At 41.1% G+C, this 26,912-nt stretch carries 21 protein-coding genes; 14 read left to right on the top strand and 7 right to left on the bottom strand.

Translation table 11 applies throughout. The annotated features are described in order from the left end of the window. Nucleotides 1–203 precede the first annotated feature (203 nt). The gene (locus RBH91_RS19885) at nt 204–2,837 is read left to right on the top strand and encodes an N-acetylglucosaminidase (RefSeq protein ID WP_307892662.1); all 2,634 of its coding nucleotides are present in this window, start codon (nt 204–206) and stop codon (nt 2,835–2,837) included. An 87-nt stretch (nt 2,838–2,924) separates the two neighbouring features. Here RBH91_RS19885 and tagH read toward each other — a convergent pair whose 3' ends face one another. The 5 genes from tagH to tagD form a co-directional block, all read right to left on the bottom strand. After that, nucleotides 2,925–4,520, bottom strand: coding sequence for a teichoic acids export ABC transporter ATP-binding subunit TagH (gene tagH / locus RBH91_RS19880; RefSeq protein ID WP_307892661.1), 1,596 nt, complete (start codon nt 4,518–4,520; stop codon nt 2,925–2,927). 20 nt (nt 4,521–4,540) lie between these two features. Next, a complete protein-coding gene (locus tag RBH91_RS19875; RefSeq protein ID WP_148956785.1) occupies nt 4,541–5,356 on the bottom strand; it encodes an ABC transporter permease in 816 nt (271 codons plus the stop codon). A 245-nt stretch (nt 5,357–5,601) separates the two neighbouring features. Next, the gene (locus tag RBH91_RS19870; protein WP_307892660.1) at nt 5,602–7,758 is read right to left on the bottom strand and encodes a CDP-glycerol glycerophosphotransferase family protein; all 2,157 of its coding nucleotides are present in this window, start codon (nt 7,756–7,758) and stop codon (nt 5,602–5,604) included. 56 nt (nt 7,759–7,814) lie between these two features. Further along, nucleotides 7,815–9,356 carry a glycosyltransferase family 2 protein gene (locus RBH91_RS19865; RefSeq protein ID WP_307892659.1) on the bottom strand — a complete coding sequence of 514 codons (1,542 nt, stop codon included), beginning with the start codon at nt 9,354–9,356 and terminating at the stop codon, nt 7,815–7,817. A 126-nt stretch (nt 9,357–9,482) separates the two neighbouring features. Beyond that, a complete protein-coding gene (gene tagD, locus RBH91_RS19860) occupies nt 9,483–9,872 on the bottom strand; it encodes a glycerol-3-phosphate cytidylyltransferase (RefSeq protein WP_307892658.1) in 390 nt (129 codons plus the stop codon). Nucleotides 9,873–10,280: 408 nt separating this feature from the next. Here tagD and RBH91_RS19855 point away from each other — a divergent pair, with 408 nt between their 5' ends. After that, nucleotides 10,281–11,060, top strand: coding sequence for a WecB/TagA/CpsF family glycosyltransferase (locus tag RBH91_RS19855; RefSeq protein ID WP_076761154.1), 780 nt, complete (start codon nt 10,281–10,283; stop codon nt 11,058–11,060). 36 nt (nt 11,061–11,096) lie between these two features. Then, nucleotides 11,097–12,272, top strand: coding sequence for a CDP-glycerol glycerophosphotransferase family protein (locus tag RBH91_RS19850; protein ID WP_307892657.1), 1,176 nt, complete (start codon nt 11,097–11,099; stop codon nt 12,270–12,272). A gap of 62 nt (nt 12,273–12,334) precedes the next feature. Here RBH91_RS19850 and galU read toward each other — a convergent pair whose 3' ends face one another. Together galU and tagU are read right to left on the bottom strand one after the other, a co-directional pair. Then, a complete protein-coding gene (gene galU / locus RBH91_RS19845; protein ID WP_076761152.1) occupies nt 12,335–13,213 on the bottom strand; it encodes a UTP--glucose-1-phosphate uridylyltransferase GalU in 879 nt (292 codons plus the stop codon). Nucleotides 13,214–13,459: 246 nt separating this feature from the next. After that, on the bottom strand, nt 13,460–14,383 hold the full coding sequence (gene tagU / locus RBH91_RS19840; protein WP_307892656.1) for a polyisoprenyl-teichoic acid--peptidoglycan teichoic acid transferase TagU: 924 nt from the start codon (nt 14,381–14,383) through the stop codon (nt 13,460–13,462). A 188-nt stretch (nt 14,384–14,571) separates the two neighbouring features. Here tagU and RBH91_RS19835 point away from each other — a divergent pair, with 188 nt between their 5' ends. The 11 genes from RBH91_RS19835 to tuaH all read left to right on the top strand — a co-directional run bounded on the left by RBH91_RS19835 (nt 14,572) and on the right by tuaH (nt 26,839). After that, complete coding sequence (locus RBH91_RS19835; protein WP_076761149.1) at nt 14,572–14,871, top strand: acidic lipoprotein LytA; 300 nt, start codon at nt 14,572–14,574, stop codon at nt 14,869–14,871. A 184-nt stretch (nt 14,872–15,055) separates the two neighbouring features. Beyond that, nucleotides 15,056–16,543, top strand: a complete 1,488-nt coding sequence (locus tag RBH91_RS19830) for an N-acetylmuramoyl-L-alanine amidase (protein ID WP_307892655.1) — start codon at nt 15,056–15,058, stop codon at nt 16,541–16,543. A 224-nt stretch (nt 16,544–16,767) separates the two neighbouring features. Beyond that, nucleotides 16,768–17,475: a sugar transferase gene (locus tag RBH91_RS19825; RefSeq protein ID WP_275666920.1), complete on the top strand. Its 708-nt coding sequence runs from the start codon at nt 16,768–16,770 to the stop codon at nt 17,473–17,475. A 23-nt stretch (nt 17,476–17,498) separates the two neighbouring features. Continuing rightward, nucleotides 17,499–18,938, top strand: coding sequence for a teichuronic acid biosynthesis protein TuaB (gene tuaB / locus RBH91_RS19820; protein WP_307892654.1), 1,440 nt, complete (start codon nt 17,499–17,501; stop codon nt 18,936–18,938). A 21-nt stretch (nt 18,939–18,959) separates the two neighbouring features. Next, complete coding sequence (gene tuaC / locus RBH91_RS19815) at nt 18,960–20,165, top strand: teichuronic acid biosynthesis protein TuaC (protein ID WP_307892653.1); 1,206 nt, start codon at nt 18,960–18,962, stop codon at nt 20,163–20,165. Nucleotides 20,166–20,316: 151 nt separating this feature from the next. Further along, nucleotides 20,317–21,648 (top strand): UDP-glucose 6-dehydrogenase TuaD, encoded by a 1,332-nt coding sequence (tuaD, locus tag RBH91_RS19810; RefSeq protein ID WP_307894800.1) that lies wholly within the window; start codon nt 20,317–20,319, stop codon nt 21,646–21,648. Nucleotides 21,649–21,666: 18 nt separating this feature from the next. Beyond that, nucleotides 21,667–22,596 (top strand): NAD-dependent epimerase/dehydratase family protein, encoded by a 930-nt coding sequence (locus tag RBH91_RS19805; protein ID WP_307892652.1) that lies wholly within the window; start codon nt 21,667–21,669, stop codon nt 22,594–22,596. Nucleotides 22,597–22,666: 70 nt separating this feature from the next. Beyond that, on the top strand, nt 22,667–24,124 hold the full coding sequence (gene tuaE / locus RBH91_RS19800) for a teichuronic acid biosynthesis protein TuaE (RefSeq protein ID WP_076761144.1): 1,458 nt from the start codon (nt 22,667–22,669) through the stop codon (nt 24,122–24,124). A 52-nt stretch (nt 24,125–24,176) separates the two neighbouring features. Next, on the top strand, nt 24,177–24,842 hold the full coding sequence (tuaF, locus tag RBH91_RS19795) for a teichuronic acid biosynthesis protein TuaF (protein WP_404802521.1): 666 nt from the start codon (nt 24,177–24,179) through the stop codon (nt 24,840–24,842). Between the two features lie 29 nt (nt 24,843–24,871). After that, a complete protein-coding gene (tuaG, locus tag RBH91_RS19790; RefSeq protein ID WP_307892650.1) occupies nt 24,872–25,630 on the top strand; it encodes a teichuronic acid biosynthesis protein TuaG in 759 nt (252 codons plus the stop codon). 27 nt (nt 25,631–25,657) lie between these two features. Then, a complete protein-coding gene (gene tuaH / locus RBH91_RS19785; RefSeq protein ID WP_307892649.1) occupies nt 25,658–26,839 on the top strand; it encodes a teichuronic acid biosynthesis protein TuaH in 1,182 nt (393 codons plus the stop codon). Nucleotides 26,840–26,912 lie beyond the last annotated feature (73 nt).

The raw sequence follows: 26,912 nt of genomic DNA, 5'->3' as shown, positions 1-26,912 counted from the left end.
TACGTTTAAAATGTAGAGATGAAAAATCATTTCTGAGACCAACGTCATGGTTTTCTTCACATTTTTTTAATTGTTCCAAAAAAATAATAGTCTTTGCTCAAAATTTTGATATACTCGTAAATGTCGGTTAAACAAATCTTTTTGTGAGCCGATACAAAAAAATGAGAGATGAATAGAACAATTAAGAAGAAGGGGGGAGTTTAGTGAGAAAAGTATCTTTAAAGTTTGCTGTTGCCATACTTTTTATAGGGATGTTGAGTTCGATTTTCGTCAATAAATCCTCAGGCTACACGGATACTTCTACATATAAAGTAGAGACGACGGCTGCGTTTCTTGGACTGGAAGACGCACAAAAGAATCTGCAAAAGCTTAAAACAAATACCGGCTGGGATGCCGTATATCAAAAAACCGGCGATTATAAAAATGTTTATAATTTGGTTTCCGGCGGATTTCCGACTGAATCCCGCGTTAAAACTAGCTTGCAAGAGTTTGAAAGTAGCACGGGCATAAACGCTGATTACGTTCCAAACGGAACAAAAGATTATTATTACTACGTATCAAGCGGCGGCTTTTCAAGCAAATCTAAGACGGAATCAGTCGCTCAGTCTTTTACAAAGAAGACCGGCATTTCTGCATCTGTTAAACCGGTAGACACGACCAAGGACTACTATTATCAATTGATCAGCGGCGGCTTCGTCGGCGAGTCAAAAGTAAAGACTGTTTTAAGTGATTTCACAAAAGAAACCGGACTCGACGGAACATATAAGCCGATTGGCGATCCTGAAAAGTATTACACTTTGACAAGCGGCGGCTTCAACAGTGAATCAAAAGTAAAGAGTATTTTAAGCGATTTCACAAAAGAAACTGGAATCAATGGGACATATAAGCCGGCTGGCAATCCCGAAAAGTATTATGTTCTGACAAGCGGCGGTTTTAGCAGTGAGTCTGCCACACAAGCCAATCTTGAAAAATTCGAGACTGAGACAGGCATTAAAGGCCGCATACAGCCTGTGGGCGATCCTGTCGAATACTACAACATTAGAACCGGCGGATTTGGGAGCGAGTCTCTTGTCAAAAATTATATTCAAGAGATAAAAGAGGCTACCAACTTAACTGCTGAATATGAACAAGTACCAAATTCAACATCATTTAGAATTTTATTTCACGATCTCAATTCTGCAGATCGTGAAAAGGCATCGCAGTATTTGACGAAGAAAAACTGGTGGTTCTCTACGCAGAAAAGTGATAAACAAACGTATGAGCGCTACAAAATTGTTTCCGATCCTGTGCTTGGAATGACTGCTGTAAATAAGGGATTGGAATTCTTTAAAAAGAATTCATGGTATGTGTCTTATAAAGAAACAGGAGAACAAGCATATACTAAATTTAAGATTTATTCCGATCCGATTCTTGGTGATTCTCTGCTTGCGAAAGGTTTAGAGTTTTTTAAATCGAATAATTGGTATGTAGGCTATCAAGATACAGGAAAAGAAGGTTACACTCGCTTTAAAATATATTCCAATCCGGTGCTGGGCATGGATCAAGTCAATAAAGGATTGGAGTTCTTCAAAAAGAATTCATGGTATGCAGGCTATCAAAAAACTGGTGAAACCGGATATTCCTCATATCGGGTAGTATCCAATCAGGTCTTAGGAAAAGCACAAGCTCAAAAAGGACTTGAATTCTTCCAGACTAATGATTGGTGGGCTAAAATCGTTAACACCGGAGAAGCAGGATATTCCAGCTATAGAATTGAAACCGGCAGTACATTGTTGTATGACGACTTGCTTAAAGCTATGGACTTCTTTAAGAAAAAAGGCTGGTGGAGCAGTTACACAAGCGAGCGCCAATACCTTTATAAAATCGCAGTGGATAACATCCAGGGGTATAACAACGCTTCTGCAACGGCCAATCAATTGAAAAGTGATTTTGGATGGTCTGTCAACATTGTCAAAACTAATGACGGCCCACAAATCATGTATACAGATTACGGCCTCACCCTTGCAGAAATGCTGAAAAAGCAAATGAGCGTCAACCCGCAGACAGACTCTCCGGGCTATGTATCGCTTTCTTATATCAATACAGCCAACAGTACTGTAACGGCAGACTACCTAAATGTGAGATCTTCTCCGAAAGTGGCAAACAACAACATTGTGGGGCTGCTTCAAAAAGGCGACAAAGTCAGCATAACCGGCACTGATGGAAATTGGGCGAAAATCAACATGGGCTGGAGAAATGCAAGTGAAGATGAGACCGGATATTATATTAATCCGAACAACTTTTCAATGGACAGCAAATATTACTTCCAGTTTTTGAAACTGTCTCAATATGCGGGTCTGTCAGCAAGTGAAATCAACGGCAAGATTTTAAAAGGCAAGGGAATTCTTGATGGAAAAGGAGCAGCGTTTGTTGAGGCATCTAAAAAATACAACATTAATGAATTGTATTTGATTTCTCACGCTCTTTTGGAAACCGGAAATGGAACTTCTCAATTAGCCAAAGGCGTCAAATATAACGGAAAAACAGTTTACAATATGTATGGATATGGTGCATATGATTCTTGTCCGCTGGAATGCGGTTCCAAAACAGCCTATGAGCAGGGATGGGACACTCCTGAAAAAGCGATTATCGGCGGAGCTGAATTAATTGGCAAAAACTATATTCATAGAAGCGGTTTTCAGCAGGATACGCTGTTCAAAATGAGATGGGCTCCAACGGCCAGCCATCAATATGCAACAGATATCGGCTGGGCTTATAAACAGGTGAGCCGGATGTACAGCTTGTACACACTGCTGGATAATTACACGTTGTATTATGACATTCCTAAGTATAAATAGAAAAAAAGATCAGATGCGAGAATGCGTCTGATCTTTTTTTGCAATTAAAAAGCCATTGTGAATGAAACATCACAATGGCTTAAGTCATTACTTTTCATTTCTTATCATTAATGTGTGTTCCTCGTTATCCACTACAAACAGCTGTTTCTCTGTTCTGAAAAAGAATCGTTTATGGTCTTTGTCAAACGTGACTTTATCGTCAGACAGAGAGATTGAAGCCGGTTCAACTGTTTGAAGGTCATGAAATACGATGGCTGCTGTTTTTTGATTTTCAATCACATAGTCGACTTTTTCAAACTCGAGATGAAGGCCGGTTCTTCCGTCATCATATTTGACTTCCTTAATTCCCCGAAGCTTCTGTTGCAAGGTTTGCTCTTTATCCCCTAAAAAAGAAAGGAAGTACTGATAGGATGACTTTGCCTTCTCTGAAAAATAAGGTGAAAAAGCATTTGCAGACAATGAAGCATTTTCCAGGTCTTTAGCCAAGGATACACTGTCCTTTTTCACAAAATAGTTTTTGCCGTTAAATTTGATTTGTACAACTTTAGAATTTTGTGATATTAGCGTCACTTCAGTTCCAAATGTCAAAGAAACAGGCTTTTTTTGTTTCAATCCTTGATCGCTGTATGTTGTAAGCTCCGTTGATTTGACATATGCCGGCTGATTCACCTTTGTTAAACCTTCAGATTTTGATTCAGCTTGCAGCTCTTCCGATTTTTTAGCGTCATGCCCCGGAATCGCCCCAAAAGAAGCAATTGTTCTTAGCGGCGTGCTTACAAACATCGTTGCTGCTATCGCCACCAGCAAAATGGAGAGGCAAGCGATTTGAACCGCATTAGCAATCGTTTGCGGGTTTTTACCTTTCGAATAGCGGCTTGCTCTTTCTTCTTTTTGTTCTTTTTTGCGTTCTTCAACATGCTCCTGTTGATACTTTTTCTTTTCTTTTTTGGAAAGCTTATTGAACCAGTCAACAAACTCTTTATATTCTGTGACAACCTTTTCCGTTTCGTCAAACATGCGCATTTCCCCGTAATGCATCCAGGCAACGCGATCGCATAGCTTTTCAATTTGACCGATGGAGTGGCTGACAAAGAAAATCGTTTTCCCGCGTTTTTTGAATTCAGTAATTCGGTCAATGCACTTTTTGTAAAAGGTTTGGTCTCCTACAGACAAGGCTTCGTCAATAATCAAAATATCCGGATCAATATGGGCCGATATCGCAAAGCCAAGACGGGATTTCATCCCGCTTGAATAGCTTTTGACCGGCTGATTGATGAAATCGCCTATATCGGCAAACTCGACGATTTGATTATAAAGTTCATCAATCTCCTTATTGGTCAGCCCCATCATCAAGCATTTAAGTCTGATATTATCCTTCCCGCTCAATTGGTTGTTCAATCCCGCCGAAATCGCAATAAGTGAAGGCTGGCCGTTCATTTCGATTTCCCCGGTAGTCGGAGGAATGACTTTCGCCAGCAAGTTCGACATTGTCGATTTGCCGGAACCGTTGATTCCTACAAAACCAATCGTTTCTCCTTCATATACATCAAAGGAGACGTTCCGTACGGCATAAAAGCCCTTTTCATTTTTATTCGGGAAGAACAGGCCTTTTATCTTATCAGACTGTTTCTCATATAGATGATACTTTTTTGAAACATTTCGAAACGAAACTTTTAGTTTCATCGTATAATCTCCTTACTATATTAAAGAAAGTCAACAAACTTATCCCTGAATTTCATATGCAGGATTGAACCCACTGTCAATAACAGCAATGTGAAGACCCAGAAATACAAGGTATATTTAACATCCTCAAAAAACCAATGGCCGTTTAAAAAGCTGTTTCTAAAGCCATCTATTATATAAAAAAGCGGATTTAATTTAAGAATCGCCAATACATGCGGTCTGTTGGCCAGTGCGTGTGCTACATCCCAAAAGATCGGCATCATGAAAAACAGAAGTCTTGTCCCGGCTTGAAGCAAAAATTGATAATCTCTCACTAAAACGCTGATCGTCGAATTAAGCAAACTGAATGAAAACATAAACGCAATCATACAAAACAGATAATAAAAATATTGCAGCCAATGCAGCGTCGGAAAATGTCCGCTTCCTACAAGTATGAAAACATAGATCAATGTCATGCCAAAGTAGCTGAATAAATTGGAAGCGATGACGACGGCAGGCAAAGAGCTGACCGGAAAATTCATTTTGGACACTAAATTGATTCTTCGAAAAACACTGTTTGAACCGTCAAGAATTGTCGGGCTGATAAAGAACCAGGGGATAATACCGGCCAGCATCCAGATGATGAACGGATAATGATCGATATCTGCTCTAGTGCCCTTAATTCCAGTTCCAAAAACAAACCAATAGGCTAAAATCTGTATTAACGGGTTTAGAAACTGCCAAACGATCCCCAAATAATTCATTTGATACTTTGACTTTGTTTCATAAACCGCAAGCCGCATAATGAGCGGAAGCGAAGAAAATACTTCTTTCAGAACTTTTACCATAGCATTCATTCTAATCTTCCTTAGAGTTAAAGTTTTAGGTCTTTTTTTTCAGAACATCATTTAAAGCACCGCACTATATTGTATCAGATTTCGTTATTTTTTTCACTTTTAATCCGATTTGTATATGTGAATGAAAATTTCTTAGTCCGTCTGCTCAAGATAACCCATTCATCATTATAAATCAACTCTCATACAATATAGCAAAAAGCCAATGCAACCCATCAAAGGTATGCAATGGCTTTTATTTCCCGGAATTATCCAAAAACCGTTTTCACGACTTTTTCAGACGATTTTCCGGTCTCGAGGTAGCAGAATTTCTCATAGAAAGGCTCGAATATATCCGGGAGACGGTAATCCGGCGCTTCGGTTCCCCTAATTTTTTCGATGACTTCATCCGTCGTTTTGACGAGCGGACCTGGCGCTTCTCTTTCAAAGTCAAAATAGAAGCCGCGCAGCTTATCGCGATATGTTTCAATATCGGGAACAAAGAATATCATCGGGCGCTTCAAATTCGCGAAATCAAAGAAAACGGAAGAGTAGTCTGTGATCAGCAAGTCGGACACCATATAAAGCTCGCGGATATCTTCATATGAGGAGAAGTCGTATGCAAACCCTTGGAATGGCTCAAGATCAAAATTTTCCGCCACCAAATAGTGCATTCTTAAAATGACCACGTAGTCATCTCCGATTTCCTCTCTCAGCTTGGCCAAATCCAAATCAAGGTCAAACTTGTATTTTCCTTTTTTATAAAACTGATCATCACGCCAAGTCGGCGCATAAATAATCACTTTTTTATCGGCCGGCAGCTGCATTTTCTCTTTTAACGCGCGAATCGTTTCGGCATCGTTATCCGTATGGAGAAAATCGTTTCTTGGATATCCGGATTCAATCATTGTTTTATTAAATTGGAATGCGCGGGTAAAGATTTCGGTTGAATAAGCGTTTGGTGAAATCAGATAATCCCACTTCGAAGCTTCCATTGTAAAGTTCTTTTTGTACTTTTCCGTATTCGTGCCCGGCATATGCACTTCTTCCATGTCGACGGCAAGCCGTTTCAACGGCGTACCGTGCCAGGTTTGTAGATATGTGGTGTGTCCGGGCTTAGGAATCCATAAAGGCAGACGGCTGTTGACAACCCAATATTCAGCTCTTGCCATGGCAAACAGCCACTTCAGGGTAAACCTTTTAATATAAGGAATGCCTTTTTCCTCAAAGATATCCGTGTATTCTGGATTTACGCTCCAATACAGCTTGTACTCCGGATTGTTCTCCTTCATATATTCATAAATCGCCCGCGGATTACAGCTGTACTGCTTTCCGGCGAAGCTTTCAAAGATGACGGTTTTCTTTTTGACAGGCAGTTTTCCGGCCAGTCCGAAGGTGAAATAATAAGCTTTTTTCACACCCCTGTCGATCTTCTTCATTAGTTTATTTTTACTCCTGCGGAAAAACGAAACGGCTCGGTTTTTGTTCCCAACTACAAAATAAACAGCTCTTGTTTTAAATGTATAATCATTCATTCTTAAGCGCATGTTTCTTTTTTTCTTTTGTGGGTAGACGTGAAAACGCGCAGGGCCCTTTTCAGTTTCAAGAACCGTAAACTGGTTTGGTTGCAGATTCGCTTTCTTTTTCAGTATCAGTGCTTTGCTTCGTTTGACGACTTCCTCGCCTGTTTCAGGGTCCTCGCCGGTAAACTCGATATGAAATTGGAACATAGCCGGCATGACATTTTCTTCGTAAAGCTTTTTGAGATTAATTTGCACTTGAAACCCGGCGGTTTCATGAGGTGTGTCTTTCCTATAGCTATCTTCTAAAGGAAATTGAAAAAGCCTTTTTTCCTCATAATCCGTGATTTCATTTACAACAAGACGTCTGTGCTTTACAGGGGAATTTCCTTCGCCGTCAAGCAAAAAAGCATACCCTTTAAGCGTCAATTCTCCTTCAGAATTTAATTCGATATGATCAACTTCAGCGACGATTTTTTTCTCTAAGATTTTCAAAGAAAAGTTTCCTTTTTTGGTCGTATAGGGAAGGAAGAAAACGCCCTTTTCTTCATCCCGTACCCAGGATAGTTCAAACGGCTGAAACTCAGTCTTCATTCTTTTCTTCAGAAGCACGTTTTCAGCCATTTCTTCGGTCAACCGATAAGTCGCGTAAAAGTCTATACATCCTGTATCCCTGACATGGTTTGATAGATCATTCAAATTGATCACTGTCTTGTATAGAATTGCTCCCGGTTCATTGATTTTTTCGCAGGAATACGGCAGCTCTTCCTTTGATTTCCGATTGACTGCCATCAGACCGATTTCTTCAGCAGGCAATGAGCTTTCAAAAGAGAAAACGAGGTGAAGCTGCCAATCTTTAAGTGTTAGATCGATTAAATTGCATTTTATTGCAACTGCCTTAACCATAAAATAAGTCTACTCCTCTTTTATCAAATCCAAATACTAAAAAACAGACCGATTTTTCACTTTATTTTTAAAGAAATGTTTCCTTTTACAGTCTTATAAAAAGTGTATGATTTTTGATTTATCTCTCTCTCAGATTTATCATCTGTATGCTTGATTATATTAATTCTTTCATAATCATTATACACAAGATACATGACATATCCACCTGCACGCAAGTCTTCCAGATCATTGAGAGTCAGCTTCAAACGATAGGAACCGTCATCTTCGGCAGTTACGCTGAAGTCATGATAGATATTGGCTTTTTCCCTATGCTGAAACTGGATGCCGCTTATATTGATTCTCTGTTTTCCATATGCAGCAAAATTCATGACAAATACATCATCAATAAATTCATGCCTGTTAACCTCTGCATGCAGAGGGATTTCGATCAATTTATATTTTTCGTCAATTAAAGGGCCTTCATAGTAAGCTGTATCGCCTTTGATGACGATTTTTTTATTAGGTTCCTTTTTTGACCAGCGAAATAACTGTTCAATTTCTTCATAGCGTTTTTCTTTTAATAAATCAAAGGCGGTTTTATGCATCGGTTTGAAAAACGTTTCGGAAATATCATATTTTGTTTTCTTTAATATCCCAAGTATTTCGCTAAACTTTTCATAATACTCTTCCTTGCTTTCGCTCTTTAAGAAATGGTGCCTGTCAAAAAGACGAGTGATAGAATCGAACTCAGTCAGGCGGTTCATAGCCATTTTTTCTATATCTTTGTCCAACTTTTTGGCTAGAACATACTTCATAACGGCTATGTTAGAATTTGTTTTTTCTATTATATTTGTTTGTTTCGTCAGTGAATCGTTATTATCATCCAACCGGTTTAGATAATAGATAGGGTCTGTTGTTGTTGAAATTTCTTTGCATTTAAATAAAACATCCATGAAAAACTGTTTGTCTTCCGCAAACTTCATTTCAGGGTACCTTATCTTGTTATCTCTTATAAAGTCAAGACGCATCATTCTTGCACGCGGTCCCAAGTGATAAAAAATATGCGGAATCGAAAACGGGGAAACATTCAGTCTTTTTTTTACGGATTCATATTTACCAATTATTTTTTGACCACCGACTTCAACCTGGATGGTTTTCCCTACGGCATAGTTGACTTGACTCTCTTCAAGAATTTTATATAAACTTAGAATTCCATTTGGAGCAAACCAATCATCGGCATCAAGAAAAGTAAGATATTTTGCATTCGCCAATTCGATTCCTAAGTTTCTCGGATGAGCGGGTGTTCCTGTATTGGTTTCTAAAAGAACGACCGTTATGTTTTCATAAAGATTGGCATATTCTTTCAGGATTTCTCTCGAATTATCTGTTGAATGGTCATCAACTAATATTAAAGATATACGATGAAAACCGAAATTTTGTTTGATTACCGAGTCTACCGTTTCTTTAAGATACTTTTCCGCATTGTAGACTGGAACGACAACTGCCACTTCTTTTTTCTCTTCTAAAGCATTTGCATTTAAAACTTGAAAACTATGTTTTTGAAGGATATCTTCCTCATTTTCATTTCGTTTAATTTTAAATAAACGACCTATATTCATTAATTTTCTCCTCTATCCATAGGAATTTGTGCAATACAAATATAGCTAACCAAGCTCGAAATTACAAGAAGTACTTTCCCTTTTTCAGGAAAAGTACTTCTTTAAAGAACTCTATTTCTTTTTCCATTACAGGCCTGCGATTTCCTCTTTGATTTTAGTCGTCGAAATTCCTTCAGTTCTTGGCAGATAGACGACTTCGCAATGTTCTTTTAAGAAATCAAATTTCCCTTCCCAGTCATCCCCCATGACAAAAACATCAATATCATGGTCGATAACATCCTGTACTTTTTGATCCCAGTTCTTCTCTGGGATTACTTCATCAACGTAGCGGATGGTTTCCAGGATTAATTTGCGGTGCTCATAGCTGTGATAGGCTTTTTTCTGCTTTTGAAGATTGAACTCATCAGTGGAGATCGCTACGACAAGATAATCGCCAAGCTGTTTGGCGCGTTCCAATAATTTGATATGGCCCCAATGCAATAAATCAAACGTTCCGTATGTGATGACTTTCTTCATGTAAACGTACTCTCCTTCCTAATCTATAACGTACTAAAAAACCACTATGATTAACTTCCATGTATTTTAAGATCCCAAAACGCGTGTACTGTTCACTAAAAAAAGACAATTTTTCCGCATGTCTTCACTGATCACTTATTATAGCACATCGTCTATCAAACGTTAAGGGTTGTTAATCGCAAATGAAATTCCAAATTTTATTTAAAAATTATCTGCGAAATGTCGCTTTTTCTGAAGACCGTGTAAAAAATCTTAAATAGATGTAAAGATATTGTTAAGCTTTTATGAATCATCTATGTTAAAATATACGTTAGATCATTTGAATTTTTGGGTTGATTATTACTTGTGACATTTAAAGTTCGTTTAAACATATAATTGCATTTTTCTGATCGGAAGGAGGAGATGAATTTGCAAACGGAACAGATTCACAACTTGTCCTATGTTAGTGCCGATTTATCCGGCTTTATGAATCATCTTGAACAATCATATATTAATCGGCGCGCAGGTGCATATATCGCTACTGTTAACCCCGAAATCGGATATGCGGCGATTAAAGACAAAAGCTATTCCGATGTATTGTCATCCGCTGATTTTATTCTGCCTGACGGCATCGGAGTCGTGATGATGTCAAAACTGACCAATAACCGGTTAAAGTCGAGAATCGCTGGTTATGATGTGTTTATCAATCTGCTGAAGATTGCCAACGACAAAAAGAAAAGAGTCTTTTTATACGGCGCAAAAAAAGAGGTCAATCAAGCTGTAGCGGATCGTATCTCATCTGAATACCCCGATATCAACCTGGTTGGATGCTCAGACGGTTACGCAAAGGATAAAGAAGCAGTGGCTAAACGGATTGCAAAGTCAAAACCGGACATGGTTTTCGTAGCTTTAGGCTACCCGCATCAGGAAAGATTTATTTATCAACATAGGCATCTATTTCCGCAGGCAATAGCAATCGGCCTTGGCGGAAGCTTTGATGTATTCAGCGGCACGGTAAAGCGCGCTCCGAATTGGCTGATCCGTCTAAACTTGGAATGGCTGTACCGATTGGCGACAAATCCGTCAAGATGGAAACGGATGATGAATATCCCCAAATATGCTTTTTCCGTTTTGAAAGAGCAAAGGGTGCAAAAGCAGAGCTACTATCCTGAACAGGTTAAAGAGCAGTCAAAACAAATTGACGCATAATAAAATTTGAACTTTATGAAGAGATTGGGTTGAAGGATGAATATACGTTCTTTACTGATTATTTTTTATTCGGCAGGACTGTCAATAATCGGCTTTATTTTAAGGTGGATTAAGCCGCGGAACAGGGCCGTCCTTCTCGTTTCATTCCAGGATAATGCGACAGAACTGCTGACTGAATATGAAAAGAAAACAAACAAACCATTTGAAGTCTACGTTTTGTATACTCAGCATGCTGTTTCTCTTGCAAAAGAATGCCCGGCTGTTCCATCAAAATGTATAAATGAAAAAAACCCTTTTCATATCATACAGGCTGTTTATCATATGTTTAGAAGCAAATGTGTAATTACAGATAACTACTTTTTGCTGACGAGCGTACTGAACAATCGGCCGCAGACGAAATGCATTCAGGTTTGGCATGCTAATGGTGCACTTAAAAAATTCGGACTTGAGGATGTCTCGAATAAACATAGAACAGTGGCTGATTTAAAAAGGTTTAAAAAGGTATACCGTTCATTTGATTATATCACCGTAGGATCAGACAAGATGGCGGAGATTTTCAAACGGTCATTTGGCGCGAAAGAAGAACAGTTTTTGCGAACGGGAGTCCCGTTAACTGATCAGTATTTTCATTTTGAACCACAGGCTCCGCCTGTTCAAAATAAAAAAGTCATTCTATACGCTCCGACCTACAGGGACTACGACATGACAAGCCTCAATCTCCCGTTTACAAAAGAACAGCTTTCAAAAGATTTAAACGGAGAATACGTGCTGATGGTAAAACTGCATCCTGCTGTGCGCAAAGACATAAAACTGGACGAGAGTGAAGGCTATTTTAAAGATGTTTCAGACCTTCCCTTAAAAGACTTATTATACGTGTGTGACATACTGATTTCAGATTATTCTTCGATTCCTTTTGAATTCGCATTGTTAAATAAGCCGATGCTGTTTTATACGTATGACATGGTTGAATATGACGAAAAGCGCGGATTAATCGATGACTTTGAAATGGTGATACCCGGAAAAGCTTGTTCTGACCGGGATGAACTGCTTGAAGAATTAAAAAAGACCGGTAAACAAAATGAAAAGATTCAACGTTTTGCAGCGGAGTGGAATCGATATTCACAAGGGCATTCCAGCAGAAAGCTGCTTGATTTTATTCATCAATTGCTGACACATTCGGAGACTGTTGAAAGTGTCAGGAGTGAGGGGTAAAAAGGATATAACGTTTATCATACAAAAAAACTGGCAGGTTAGAATGCCAGTTTTTTCGTTTTTTAAATCTCTTCTTTGTTTAAAAGATTTTCTATAAAAGGAACAAGCTGAGTTTTCAGTTCTTGATCCTGCATGGCAAATTCAAGTGTCGTTTGAATAAACCCAAGTTTTTCACCGACGTCATATCGTTTGCCTTCAAAGTCGTAAGCAAATACGCGCTGAATTTCATTCAGCTTTTGAATCGCATCTGTCAATTGAATTTCTCCGCCGGCTCCGATTTCCTGCTTTTCCAGATACATAAAGATTTCAGGCGTAAATATGTAGCGGCCGAGAATCGCCAAATTAGAAGGAGCTGTTCCAGGCTTTGGTTTTTCAACAAAGTTCTTTACTTGATATCTTCGGCCTTCTTTTGTCAGCGGATCGATGATTCCGTAACGGTGTGTGGCATCTTCGGGCACTTGCTGAACACCGATGATGGAAGAAAGGGTTTTTTCATATTCATCCATCAGCTGACGCAGCCCTGGTGTCTCAGCTTGAACGATGTCATCTCCAAGCAAAACGGCAAAAGGCTCATTGCCGATAAAGTTACGGGCGCACCAGACTGCGTGTCCGAGTCCTTTTGGCTCTTTTTGTCTAATATAATGGATATCAGCCATATTAGACGCTTTTTGAACTTTTTCAAGCAGTTCATTTTTGCCTTTTTCTTCAAGGTTGCGTTCAAGTTCAGGCGCATGGTCGAAATGGTCTTCGATGGCACGCTTTCCTTTACCTGTTACAATAATTATATCTTCGATGCCAGATTCAATGGCTTCCTCAACTATGTATTGGATGGTCGGCTTGTCGACAATCGGAAGCATTTCTTTCGGCATGGCTTTGGTAGCCGGCAAAAAGCGGGTTCCAAGCCCAGCCGCTGGAATAATTGCTTTTCTTACTTTTTTCATTAGTAAAGCACCTTCCTTAAAGTGTATGTGATCGATACCTTAAACTTTACCACAATTCGAGTTTTTTCACACGTATTAACATTAGTATAAGTGCGCTATTAAAAAATATAATAAAAATTTAGAGCTGATAGAGATCAAGCTTGCGATTTGCGGATTGAAATCCATAAAATGAATCATGGATGCAATGCTGAAAGTGACGGGAAAACAAAAACCAGCTTCACGTGAAGCTGGTTTTTGTTTGAATAATTATTTGATAGCAAGACTTTCCTTTAATTCATCAGAAATTGATTGGCGATCGCTTTCGTCAACCTGATAGTAATAAATGCCGTTGATTTTTGTGCCCTGGCCTTTCAGCTGGTGCTGTACGACATTATTGCGGGCTGATTTGTAGTTTGACTGAATATCCCACATGTCATCAAACGTGAGGTTTGTTTTGACATTATCTTCAATCACTTTGAACATATCGCCGAATTTCGTAACGGATGAGATATTTGCGCCTTTTTTGATGATGCCTTCAATGACCTGACGCTGCCTGTCCTGTCTTCCGAAATCACCCTTCGGATCCTGTTTTCTCATTCTGGTATAGGCAAGCGCTTCTTCTCCACTCAGGGTAATTTCCCCTTTGCTGAACGAATGTCCGTCATAGCTGAAGGCAAACGTGCTGTTCACCGTAATTCCGCCGAGTGTATCGACAATATCTTTAAAGCTTTCCATATTTACTTTTACAAAGTAATCGACAGGCACATCCAAAAAGTCTTCAACCGTGTCAACAGTCATTTGGGTTCCACCGAAGGCATAGGAGTGGTTGATTTTGTCCATCTTTCCTTTGCCGATGATTTCAGTGTACGTGTCGCGCGGAATACTCACCATTTCCGTTTTATTTGTTTTAGGGTTTACCGTCATGTAAATGAGGGAGTCGGCACGGCCTTTATCACCTTCTCTTTCGTCTACACCCATGATGAGCACAGCGATTGGGTCTTTGCTGTTAACGTCAACCTGTTTATCCCTTTTATCAGACTTTCCGAGATCTTCATGAATACTTGCGATAGTGGAGGCTGCTTTATTCCATAGATAGTATGCATAGCCGCCTGCGCTCAAAACGAATAAGCCTATAATTGTTAAAATAATGAAAAGGACTTTCCTTTTCTTTTTTCTTTTTTCAGCTCTCATAGGATTCCTCACCTTATTTTTTTATCTTACTTGATTATAGTTTTTAAAATTGATAGAAACAACATATTTTTTATATCTTTTCCTTTTATATTACAACTTGACGAAATAGAACTTAAGAATGTTTCAAAAATGTTTTGCTTTCTTTAAAATGAAAAATGTTTGCCGATAAAAAATAAGAGGTGATGAAAATGAAAAAACTAGCCGCATTAATGTTCTTCTTAGTGCTTTTAGCAGGCTGCGGAACGGCTGAACAATCCAAACAAGGAAGTCAAACAAATGAAGTTCAGACTGAGGAAGGAACGTTTGTGGGGTTGGCTGATTCTCATACAATCGAAGTCAAAATTAATAATGAACCTGTCAGTTTAAATATTGTCGGTGATTACGAGGGTGACATCGACCAATTAAAAGACGGCGAAAAAGTGAAAGTCAATTATAAAAAAAATGAGAAAGGCCAGCTTGAATTAAAAAAAATTGAGAGTGTGAAATAGAATTGCTTAAACGTTCGCTGTCGCAAGGGGATTCCTCCAACGGTCATCTCTGTCAGCCAACACAGAGTTAGTCCCGAGATTGATATAGAGAAAATGTTTAATTAGCGTTCTTTTTACCTACTAATTATGTTTAAACCTAGTTTGATTACATTAAAATCTTTGAAGGAAAGACGGAGGGATCATATTGCATAGATTTTTTAAAGTCCTCCCTATATGTTTATTAGGACTTGTTCTGTTCATACCTTCTGCACTGGCAGACAACACAGTAAACAGGATATCCGGAAATACCCGCTATGCTACGGCAGTTGAAGCTTCTAAAAAGGGCTGGTCAAGCGCCAGTACAGCAGTCATTGTGGGCGGAGATGCCTATGCGGATACGATTTCGGCTATCCCTTATGCTTATCAAAAAAATGCACCCGTATTGTTAACAAATAAAAAAAATCTTTCTTCAGAAACAAAAAACCGCTTAAAAGAGTTAAAAACGAAGAATGTAATTATAATTGGAGGAACTCCTGCAGTATCGAACGGTGTAGCTACTCAAATAAAAAAACTAGGAATTTCGGTAAAAAGAATTGCGGGCAACACCCGGTATGAGACTGCAGCAAAAGTGGCCAATGCTATGTCAAGCACATCAAAAGCAGTCGTAGCAAACGGATTTGTATACCAAGATTCTGTCGCTGTCATTCCATATGCAGCCCAAAACGGTTATCCTATTTTATTTACCAATGAAAAAACTTTAAACAGTGCTACATCTGGAACAATCAAAAGCAAAGGCATTAAACAAACGATTGTAGTAGGGGGAACAAACAGTATCAATAGCAAACTGTTTTCAAAGCTTCCGTCACCTACACGGATCACTGGGAAAAACAGATATGATCTTTCAGTGAATATTGCAAAGAAATTCAGTTTAAGAACGAGCAACACGTATATTGCTAATGGCTTCAGATATCCTGATGCTGTCATAGGAGCCGCCCTTGCTGCAAAACAAAATAAAGCGATCATTCTGACGAACGGAGAAAATTTATCAAAGGAACCGAGAACATTCATCGGCGATAAAAATATTAAATACTTTTCCATAATGGGCGGGACGCCTTCGGTCGCTTCCAAAGTGGCGAACCAGCTTAAAAATCCGGCCGTGGGTAAAACGATATTTATCGATCCGGGACATGGAGATCAGGATCCGGGTGCAATCGGCAACGGCCTGAAGGAAAAAGACGTTAACCTGGACATCGCCAAGCGATTGAACAGCAAGCTGTATAGTGCTGGTGCTCTTCCTGTGATGTCAAGGTCAAACGATACTTTCTATTCCCTGGAAGAAAGGGTGAAAAGGGGCGCTAACGCGAAGGCCGATCTGTTTATCAGCATTCACGCCAATTCATATACGCCTTCATCAAATGGTACTGAAACGTATTATGATAAAAACTATCAAAGCGCCAACAGTAAGCGGCTTGCTGAAGAAATCCAGCCGAGGGTCGTAAGCGCGTTTGGAACAAGGAACAGAGGCGTAAAAACAGCTGGATTCTATGTGATCAAAAACTCTAAAATGCCAAGCGTTTTAATAGAAACGGCTTTTATCACAAATTCGTCAGACGCCAGCAAATTAAAAAGTGCGACTTTAAAGGATAGAGCGGCAAAAGGGATCAATGACGCCGTTTCAGTATATTATAGATAGAAGACAGGGGCATCTACATTTAATTAGTTTGCCAAAGCTGTAAAGAAGCCGACGTTCGGCTTCTTTTTTTATGCCTTAAAATATAGTATGATAATTCCATTAATTCAACAAAAAGGAGCGGCGGTGATCGATGATAATAGAAATTTAAACAAATTTATCAAAAAATAACACTATTAATATTCTTTAACAAGTCCTTTACATTGGGTTTACGTTCATATGCTACACTGACGCAGAGATCACAAAGTACCAAATCAATCGCGAGGTGTATGTCAGTGAGTATGGACAAAAGCTTAAGAATGTATCATGAATACTCAAGCCAGCAAATCTATTCTTGTGCTCTATCTGAAAAAGCAGTACGTTATTTGAATATAAAGCGGGCAATGGATATCGTCCTATCACTCATCGGTCTGGCAGTGACACTGCCGGTGATCCTATTATTTTGTATGCTGATTTCTCTAGAGACTCCCGGTTCACCTCTATATCGACAGGAACGCGTTGGCAAAGACGGAAAGCACTTTAAGCTGATTAAACTGCGCTCCATGAGAATCGATGCTGAAAAATCTGGAGCGAAATGGGCCCAGAAGGATGATCCGCGTGTCACTGCCGTCGGGTCGTTTATCAGAAGAACAAGGATCGACGAACTTCCGCAGCTGATCAATGTGCTGGCCGGAGACATGAGCCTTGTCGGGCCAAGGCCTGAACGGCCGATGTTTACAGCTCAATTCCACCATGAGATACCGGGATTTAAAAACCGCTTAATTGTAAAGCCGGGGTTAACCGGACTGGCACAGGTTAATGGCGGCTATGATATCAGTCCGAGGGAAAAACTTGTGCATGATCTTTATTACATTCGAAATTTGACCTTTCTTCTCGATTTGAAGGTTATGGTAAAAACGATTAAAGTAGTATTGACTGGTGAGGGAGCCAGATAATACGAGGAAGTTAGGAATAAGCTATGTCAACCATTACGAAACAAATATTAAGCGGTGCAAAATGGACAAGTCTGTCAACTTTGATCATCACGGTGATTCAGATTGTACAGTTTGCTCTGCTTGGCAATATCATGACCATCGCCGAATTCGGGCTGGTCGGGATGCTGACAACCGTTACAGTTTTTACGCAAATCGTACTTGATATGGGATTCGGGGCCGCTTTGATTCAAAAGGAAGACATCAGTGAACGCCAATTATCGACTTTGTATTGGCTGAATATCATAACGGGCTTCCTTTTGTTTGCCGGCCTCTTTTTCCTGAGTCCGGTGATCGCCGATTTTTATCAGCGGGATGAACTTGTGCTGCTCATTCGCATTTTGGCGGTGATGTTCTTAATCGCTCCGGTCGGGCAGCAATATCAATATATGCTGCAAAAAGATTTAAAGTTTAATGTGCTGAGCAAAATTGAAGCCGGAGCAACGGTTTTGTCGTTTGTGCTGCTGCTCGTGCTGATTTTTCTGGCGGATCCGATTATCGCCTACGCATTGTCACAAGTTTTTCTCAATTCTGTTAAAGGAATCCTGTTTTTTACTGTATATTTAAAAAAATGGCGTCCTTCATTCGTATTTGCTGTTCGGGAAGTGAAAGAGTTTTTCTCTTTTGGCGCGTTCCAGCTTGCTTCCCGGCTTGTCAACCGGCTTGGCGCCAACATTGATATGATTTTGATCGGGCGGTTTCTCGGTGCGGAAGCTTTGGGGATCTATAACCTGGCCTACCAGATTATCACGATTCCCGTTTTGAAGATTAACCCGATTATCACAAGAGTTGCCTTTCCCGTCTTTTCAAAAAACCAAAGGGACAACGGGGTTTTAAGAGAAGGATTTCTAAATATGACAAAGCTTCTCGCACTGGTTTCGTTCCCGCTTCTGATCGGACTGACCACCGTTTCCGACCTGTTTATTGAGGTTGTGTTCGGAGAAAAATGGCTTCAGGCCGTCCCTGTTCTCAACATTTTAGCCATTGTCGGCCTGCTCAGGGTTCTGATGAATCCGAACGGATCGGTTTTGCTGGCAAAAGGGAGAGCGGACTTGGCGTTTTACTGGGACAGCGGTGTTATGCTTCTTTACGGGCTGTCTCTCTATGGCGCGGTGTTGACGAAAGACTTGACGATTACCGCCTGGACGTATGCCGCGATTAGTCTGATCAACTTCTTTATCGGAAGGTGGCTGCTCAAATATGTGATCCAGCTGAATCTGGCCGATTATTTCAAAACAATCGGCAAACCGCTGGCCTTGACGGCCTTGATGGCGGCGATCGCGCTGGCCTTGAGCGCAGGAAGCAGACACCTGCTAAACGGCGCCATGCTTCAGCTGGCGGTTTCCGTCGGTATCAGCGGAATGTTCTACAGCTTTTTGGTCAGCAAGGTTTATCAAAGGGCAGTAAGAGCCCGGTTTCGAAGATGACAGCAGAAAGGGCGTTTAATGTTGAAGGTACTTTGGATTACAAGTGTTTATCCCAGCGGTCAAAAACCGGGGGAAGGCGTTTTTCATGAGACTCAAGTCCAGGCGCTGCGAATGCTCGGCATGGATGTCACAGTCATATGTCCATTGCCTGTGAATCCCGCGCCTCTCAGGTTGCTGAAAAAAAAATACCGGCAAATACGGTCAGTTCCGGAATATGAAGAAAGAAAGGGCGTTCCGGTCTACAGGCCTCCATATATGGCGCTGCCCGGCCAGTTGAAATGGGCTCAGCCGCATCGCCGGATAGCCAAGGCCGTTTTGCGGGCAATCGAGAAACACGGGCTTGCTCCCGATATGATTCATGCTCATTTCGCGATGCCTTCCGGGGGCGCCGCTGCCGTCGTCTCAGAAAGGCTGAAAGTTCCTTATATACTGACGCTGCACGGAAGTGATGTCAATATTTATCCGCATTACAGCAAAAGCGCTTTTCAAGCTTTTCAAAAAGCAGTTCGCTCCGCTTCTGATGTATTGTCGGTCAGCGATGTGCTGAAAGAAAGAACAAAAGAGCTGACCGGTGTTGAAAGCTCTGTGCTTCCCATCGGGGTTAACCTTGACCGGTTTCAAAAGCCCTCTGCTTCAAAGGGTGAATTGAGGGAGAAATACGGCTTGCCCACAGACAAAAAACTGCTGGCTTTCGTCGGCCGTTTGGTCAAAGGGAAGGGAGTAGCAGAGCTTGCAGAGGCCGTCCGCCAGCTTGATGACAGCTACACGGCTGTTTTTATCGGAGATGGGTCGGAAAAACAGCAGATCCGTCAAAAAGCCGGAGATCAAGCGATATTGACGGGACAGGTTGCAAATCAGGAAATATCTGAATACCTTGCCGCATCAGATCTTTTTGTTCTTCCCTCATATTCAGAAGGGATGCCGACCGTTGTCATTGAAGCACTCGCTCTGAAAGTACCGGTTTTATGTACATCGGTCGGCGGTGTGCCGTCTTTGTTCGGAAAGCATCAGCATCTCCTTGTAAAACCGCGTTCTGTTGCCGATTTGAAAGCCGCGGTGATCGATTATATGGAAGGCGGCAAATGGCAGAAGGATATCGCTGAGGAGCTGTATCAAAAGGTATATGAGCATTATGATGCAAGCCAAAACGCGAAAGCGCTGAAGAAGAGGTATGAAAGTATTTTGCATGACATGAATAAGAAACCTTATGATGGCGTAGACCTCTAATAGAAAAACCGGGATAAATGTAAAGAGACTCCCGTTTAAAGCAGCAGTTTTGCGTCCATGATGAGATTATAAAGAAAAGAGATAGAGACAAAATCATCGCCTATAAAAGCTATTGGATTGAAGGGTTAGCTTAAGGAAGGGAATGATGATATTGAAAAGAATCGCTGTTATTGGAACAGGATATGTTGGGCTGGTATCTGGAACTTGTTTTGCAGAGGTAGGGAACTCGGTTGTCTGTTGTGATATAGATGCTGAAAAAATCAGAGGGTTATCAGCCGGTATAATGCCGATTTATGAAAACGGGCTGCAAGAACTTGTTGATAAAAACGTAAATGAGAACAGATTGTTCTTTTCAACGGACATTCCCAAGGCGATTAAAGAATCGGACATTATATATATAGCAGTCGGAACGCCGATGTCAGAAAACGGAGAAGCTGATTTAACCTATGTGAAATCCGTTGCCGAATCGATCGGAAGCCATTTAAACGGGTATAAAATTATTGTCAACAAAAGCACAGTGCCTGTTGGAACAGGAAAGCTCGTTCAATCAATTATTGAAGAGGCGTCCAAAGGTGAATATCCGTTCGATGTCGTCTCAAATCCTGAATTTCTCCGTGAAGGAACAGCGATTTATGACACGATGAATATGGAGAGAGCGGTTATCGGCGCAACGAGCGAAAAAGCCGCGGCGATTATAGAAGAACTTCATAAACCATTTCAAACGAAGATCGTCAAATCAAACCTTGAAAGCGCAGAAATGATCAAATACGCGGCAAATGCATTTTTAGCAACGAAAATCTCATTTATTAATGATATGGCGAATATTTGTGAAAGAGTCGGCGCCGATGTGTCAAAGGTTTCTGAAGGCGTCGGGCTCGACAGCAGAATCGGCAAGAAATTTTTACAAGCAGGGATCGGTTTTGGCGGATCATGCTTCCCTAAGGATACGATGGCTTTGCTGCAAATCGCCAAATCTGTCGGCTATCCTTTTAAAATGATTGAAGCCGTCATTGAGACGAATCAGAAACAGCGTGCGCACATCGTCCAAAAGCTGCTTGATGTGTTTGGCGATCTGAATGGCATGACAATCTCAGTTCTCGGATTGGCTTTTAAGCCAAATACAAACGATATGCGGTCTGCGCCTGCTTTAGACGTGATTCCGATGCTGCGAAGCCTTGGAGCCAATGTGCAAGCATATGATCCGATTGCAGTTCCGGAAGCGGAACGTCTGCTTGGCGATCAAGCTGTCTATAGCAACGATTTGTTTAGTACTGTAAAAGATACTGATGCATGTCTCATTTTGACGGACTGGCCGCAGGTTAAGCATATGGATGTCAAGAAACTAAAATCTTATTTAAATCAACCGGTCCTAATTGACGGAAGAAATCTATTTGAGCTTGATGATATGAAAAGAGAAGGATTTATCTACCATTCAATCGGCCGCCCTGGAGTTCAGGGAGAGAAGATCTTAACAAAAGTATAAACGCGGGGTGTTTTAACAATGGAAAAAGTACTAGTGACAGGCGGATCCGGATTTATCGGCTCACATATTACGGAACAGCTCCTGAAAGAACATTATCAAGTATCGGTGCTTGATAATTTAACAACGGGTCATCTCTCAAATATCGAGGGTCTTCCAATCGATTTCTATCAGGAGGATATTACACACCCGGAAGCCATAGAAGTGATCAAAAGCATTAATCCCGATTATATTATTCATTTAGCAGCACAGGTGAGTGTAGCGGAGTCTGTCAGCGATTTTTTAAATGATGAAAATATCAACATAAGAGGTTCACTCCATATCATTAAAGCAGCGAGTGAATGCGGCGTGAAAAAAATCGTCTTTGCGTCATCCGCCGCCGTCTACGGAAACCCGGATTATTTGCCTGTCGACACCCGTCATCAAACAAATCCCGGCTCGCCTTACGGATTGACAAAGCTTACCGTTGAAAACTATTTAAAGCTGGCCTATGACCTGTACGGAGTCGAGTACTGTGTGCTGCGGTACAGCAATGTGTACGGACCGCGTCAGGATGCAAAAGGAGAGGGTGGAGTCGTCTCGATTTTCTCCGATCTTTTAACAAGCGGCGCGGCACCTGTCATCTTTGGAGACGGTGAACAGTCCCGCGACTTCATCTATGTCGGCGATGTGGCTTCCGCTAATATACAAGCGCTCAAAGCCCAATCAAACGTTTGTTTAAATGTTTCCAACGGCTTTTCAATTACAGTCAATGAGCTGTTTGCCGAAATGAAAAAGGTGACCAATTCAACGCTTTCTCCGATCTATCAGGATGAAAGACCGGGAGATATTCGCCACAGCACGCTGAGCAATGAAGACACAAAAAAAATATTAAACTGGGAACCGAAAATGCCGCTCGGTGAAGGACTGGAAAAGACGATTTCATATTATAAAAAAGAGATGAATACGTAATCAATAACTGGCTGCTGGCAAATGTCGGCAGCCCCTTTTCCAGAAACAAGCGGAAGGAAGGGGAAATTCAATGAGTCTGAAACGCTACGCGGTCAATGCTTTGGTTTGGCTCGCCGCTTTGATCGCAGGCTTAGCTTTAACAAATCTGCTGGCTCAGACAAGTACAAAGAAAATGTTGTTTGTCTTTCTATTGTTGATCACACTCGCCGTGATCGTGGTGCTGAGGCCTTACATATCGCCGGAACAGCTGATGCTGCCCATCTTATATCTTCTCATCGCAGCCACTTTTGCCAACAATGCGTTCTTTACGGTCAAGCTCGGCTTTTTCAGCCTGTTTCCGTACCGTATTCTCTTGCTCCTTGCAGCTGTCTGGTTTGCTGCGGAAGTGTTGAAAGGCAACAGTCATCTTAAAAAATGGCAGCCTGTTCAAGTGAAAGGCATCCTCATGTTTTTTGCTTTTTGGTTCTGCTATGGAATGATTTCGCTGCTTTGGGTCAAGTCTGTTACAGACGGTGTGAAATATTTATCGCTGTTGGCGATGGGGATGTTTTTTGTCTTTCTGATTGTGATGTACTTTCAAAAATTGGACCGGCTTCTCGCTTTCTATTATATATGGATGGTGATGACGATTTTTTTAATGGTCATCGGGTTCTATAATCATTTTACATTGCACCATCTGCCGAGCTCCACGCTTTATAACGGGCCGCATTATAAGCAGCACTATCCGACGTCGGTTTTTTTCAATCAGAATGACTTTGCGACGTTCCTGTCAATCAGCTTCTTCTTTTATTTGGCTTTTTTCAAAAACATGAAAAACAGCTATATGAAGATGGCGGGATTGATACTTGCGCTTTGTTCGGTTTATTTGATTTACCTGACTGGTTCAAGGGCCAGTATTTTGGGTGTGGCGGCCGGACTTGCGCTATACGTGTTCATTTTGCTGCCGCGGCTTTTCAAGAAGTGGGTCCTTATCGCCGCTGCCACAGGATTCATCGCTTTTGCCGCGCTTTTTTCCGGCAAAATCACAGATACTTTCTATAAATACTTCTTAGCCCCGCAAACCACACACGATTTCAGCGAGCCGCTGCCGTCCAATGTCGCCAGGGCAAATCTTTTGAAAAACGCCGGACATTATGTGCTGGATACATACGGATTTGGCGTTGGAGCCGGAAATGTGCCTTATTATCTAGAGCATCATGCGCTTTTTGATACGGATCAGGTTGTTGAAGTGCACAACTGGCTCGTTGAGATTATGGCGAATTTTGGGGTTATCATGATGCTTGGCTATTTAACGATATATATTTATTTAATTGTAGTGCTTTACCGTTTTTATAAAAGGGGGCTCACAAGCCGCTATAAGCTTCTTTTGGAGGGGCTGATCGCCGCTCTTGTCAGCTTTCTTGTATCAAGCATCAGTCCGAGTTCCGTCTCGAATTTATATTTCCACTGGGTGTTTCTCGCTTTGGTCATTGCGGCGGTCAATACCTTTAGAATAAAAGGAACAGGTGAGACCGAACGTTTTAGATGATTGTTGTCAAAAAAGAATTTAAAAGCAGGGAGAAATTCATGTGAAGCATTTAATGAAACGTATTGCAGGAAGAATAAAAAAGTATTTTGTGCTGATAATCGCGCTTCCGCTTGTTCTTGGACTGTTTGGCTATTTCATGCCAAAGGGAAAGGCCGCTCCGTCTGACTACACGGCTTCTGTGACAATCTCGACAGGAAATTACGGTGAATCGAAGTACAATAATGCAAAAGATGTTCCGCTGCTGTTGAAAAATGAACCGTTTTTAAAAGAAGCTTTCCCGGAGATGCCGGAAGAGGATCTTGCGACGCTTAAAGATGAACTGGCGATTGAAATCCGCTCAGACTCGCTTTTTAATTTGAACTATACAGGATCTGACAAAGAAGAAACATTGAACGTTCTAGAAAAGATCAAGAATGCCTATATGACAGCGGACAAGACGCTGTTTTCAAAAAGAGAAGAAATGATCGAAAAGAACATTAAAGCGCTTGAAGGTGAAACAGTCAGCGCTGACTCCAAGGTTGATAAACAAAGATTTTTGTATGAGCTTGAAACGAACAAGCTTGACCTGAAGGCCGCGGAAGAAATCGAGCCTTTAAACGTTATGGATAACCAGGCCGGCGGGATGTCGCCTAAAAAAAGAGCGGTGCTGGGCGTATTGATTGGACTGGCGCTGTCGTTTTTTATCATTGTTGTTCCGGAAGTTTTTAAAGAACGTTAAATTTTTGATTGGGGATGTGGATCAGGATCATGACTAGTCAAAAACCTTTAATCTCTGTCATAACGCCTTCCTATAACGCGGAGGAATTTATCGGGAAGACCATTCAATCTGTCATAAATCAAAGCTTTCCCGACTGGGAAATGATCATTGCTGATGATTGCTCAACAGATGGAACGAGAGATATTTTGAAGCGCTGTGAAGAAGAAGACGAACGGATCCATGCCATTTATTTAGAGAAAAATCAAGGAGCGGCCGCAGCGCGGAATGCGGCGCTCAACAAAGCGAAAGGGCGTTATGTTGCTTTTTTGGACAGCGATGATATCTGGAAAAAAGAGAAGCTCGAAAAACAGCTCGCCTTTATGAAAGAGCATCAGCATGCCTTTACATTTACGGCCTATGAAATGATCAGCCAAAACGGTGAGCCGCTTCAGAAAACGGTCAAGGCGCCAGAACGCCTCACATATGACGATGTTTTAAAAAATACGATCATCGGCTGTCTGACAGTCATGCTTGACAGAGAACAAACGGGCGGCATTCAGATGCCGAACATTAGAACACGGCAGGATTTAGCGACATGGCTGTCTGTTTTAAAGCGGGGTTTTAAAGCATACGGACTGAATGAGCCTTTGGCTGAATATCGGATTGTCGATACATCGATTTCGAGAAACAAGTGGAAAGCCGCTCAAAAAACCTGGTATGTGTACAGGGAAATTGAGCGCCTGCATTTGATGAAGGCGACATGGTGCTTTGTCCATTATGCAAAGAATGCGGTCATGAAGAGATTATAACGGCATTGACAGAAAAGGTGATTGAAAGTGAAAGCAGAAAAAGTCATACATGTTGTGGTGGCGACCGGTGAGTGGGGACAGGATCAGTTAAGATACAGAAGGCATCGTCTTGCGGAATTTTTAGCGAAGCAGCAGGAGACGGAGGAAGTTATTTGGGTGTGTCCGTCTGAAGAAGCTCCTTCAGACACATTTACAGTGCTTGACAATGGAATCAAACAATTTGCAGTAAAGGATTTTCTGAAAAAGAAAGTGTTCAGGTTTGGCCGCTATAAAGACGTTTTTTATAAAAAAAAGCTGGCGCTTCTGCTTGAGCATTTAACAGCAGATGTTCACGGAGAAAAAGTGTGTTTGTGGTACACATTCCCCGGTTTTCCGCTTTTGTCGTCGCTTTATCAGTGGGATCAGGTCATTTATGATTGCAGTGACCTTTGGGCTGCGCCGATCAGCGGAAAGCAAAACATTGCATCGGCATTCAGGCAAAAGGTGATTTTTGAAGCTGAAAGCAGAATCATCAAGGCGGCTGATACGATTTTTTGTACTTCAGAATACTTATGCCAAAATGTAAAGAACCGGCTAAAGGGAGAGGAAAAGCCGGTTTTTAAGATCGAAAACGGTGTGGAGTACGAGCTTTTTGCATTGAATGATCAAAAAGCCGATGTATTGAACGGAAGAGAAGGAACAGTGCTGGGCTTTATTGGCGGAATTAAGCCGAAGCTTGATTTTAAGCTCGTCAAAGAAGCCGCCAGGGCGAAAAAAGATTGGACATTTTTATTTGTCGGTCCTGACGGCACAAACGGCGACCCGGAATTTAAAGAGCTTCTCAAGGAAGACAATGTCATATGGACGGGGCCGGCAGCACCATCGGAAGTTCCGGCCTACATGAATGTGATTGATATTGGGATTATTCCCTATAAACCATCGAGCTATAATAATGCGGTATTTCCTTTAAAGCTGTTTGAATTTTTAGCAGCTGGAAAGCCTGTCGTCGGCTTGAACCTGCCATCGACAGAAAAAGTGCAGAAAGAACATATTTACCGGCATATCGCAGGAAGCGACACCGGGACATTTACGAATGTTTGTGAAGAGCTGGAGTCTTCACATGACGACCCTTCCCATATCGAACTTCGCAAGAAGACGGCGCGCGAAAAAGATTGGCACCATTTATTTCATACAATGATTGGAAAACTAAATCTGAATGAACGTGCTTAGTTTGCGGCGGATTTTAATTTATGATGTTTCTTTTGGCCGGAGCTTGTTATAATAAATAATGAGATTGTATAAT

Source organism: Bacillus swezeyi (assembly GCF_030908325.1).
GTDB classification, from domain to species: Bacteria; Bacillota; Bacilli; order Bacillales; family Bacillaceae; genus Bacillus; species Bacillus swezeyi.
This window is presented reverse-complemented; position numbering and strand designations above follow the sequence as displayed.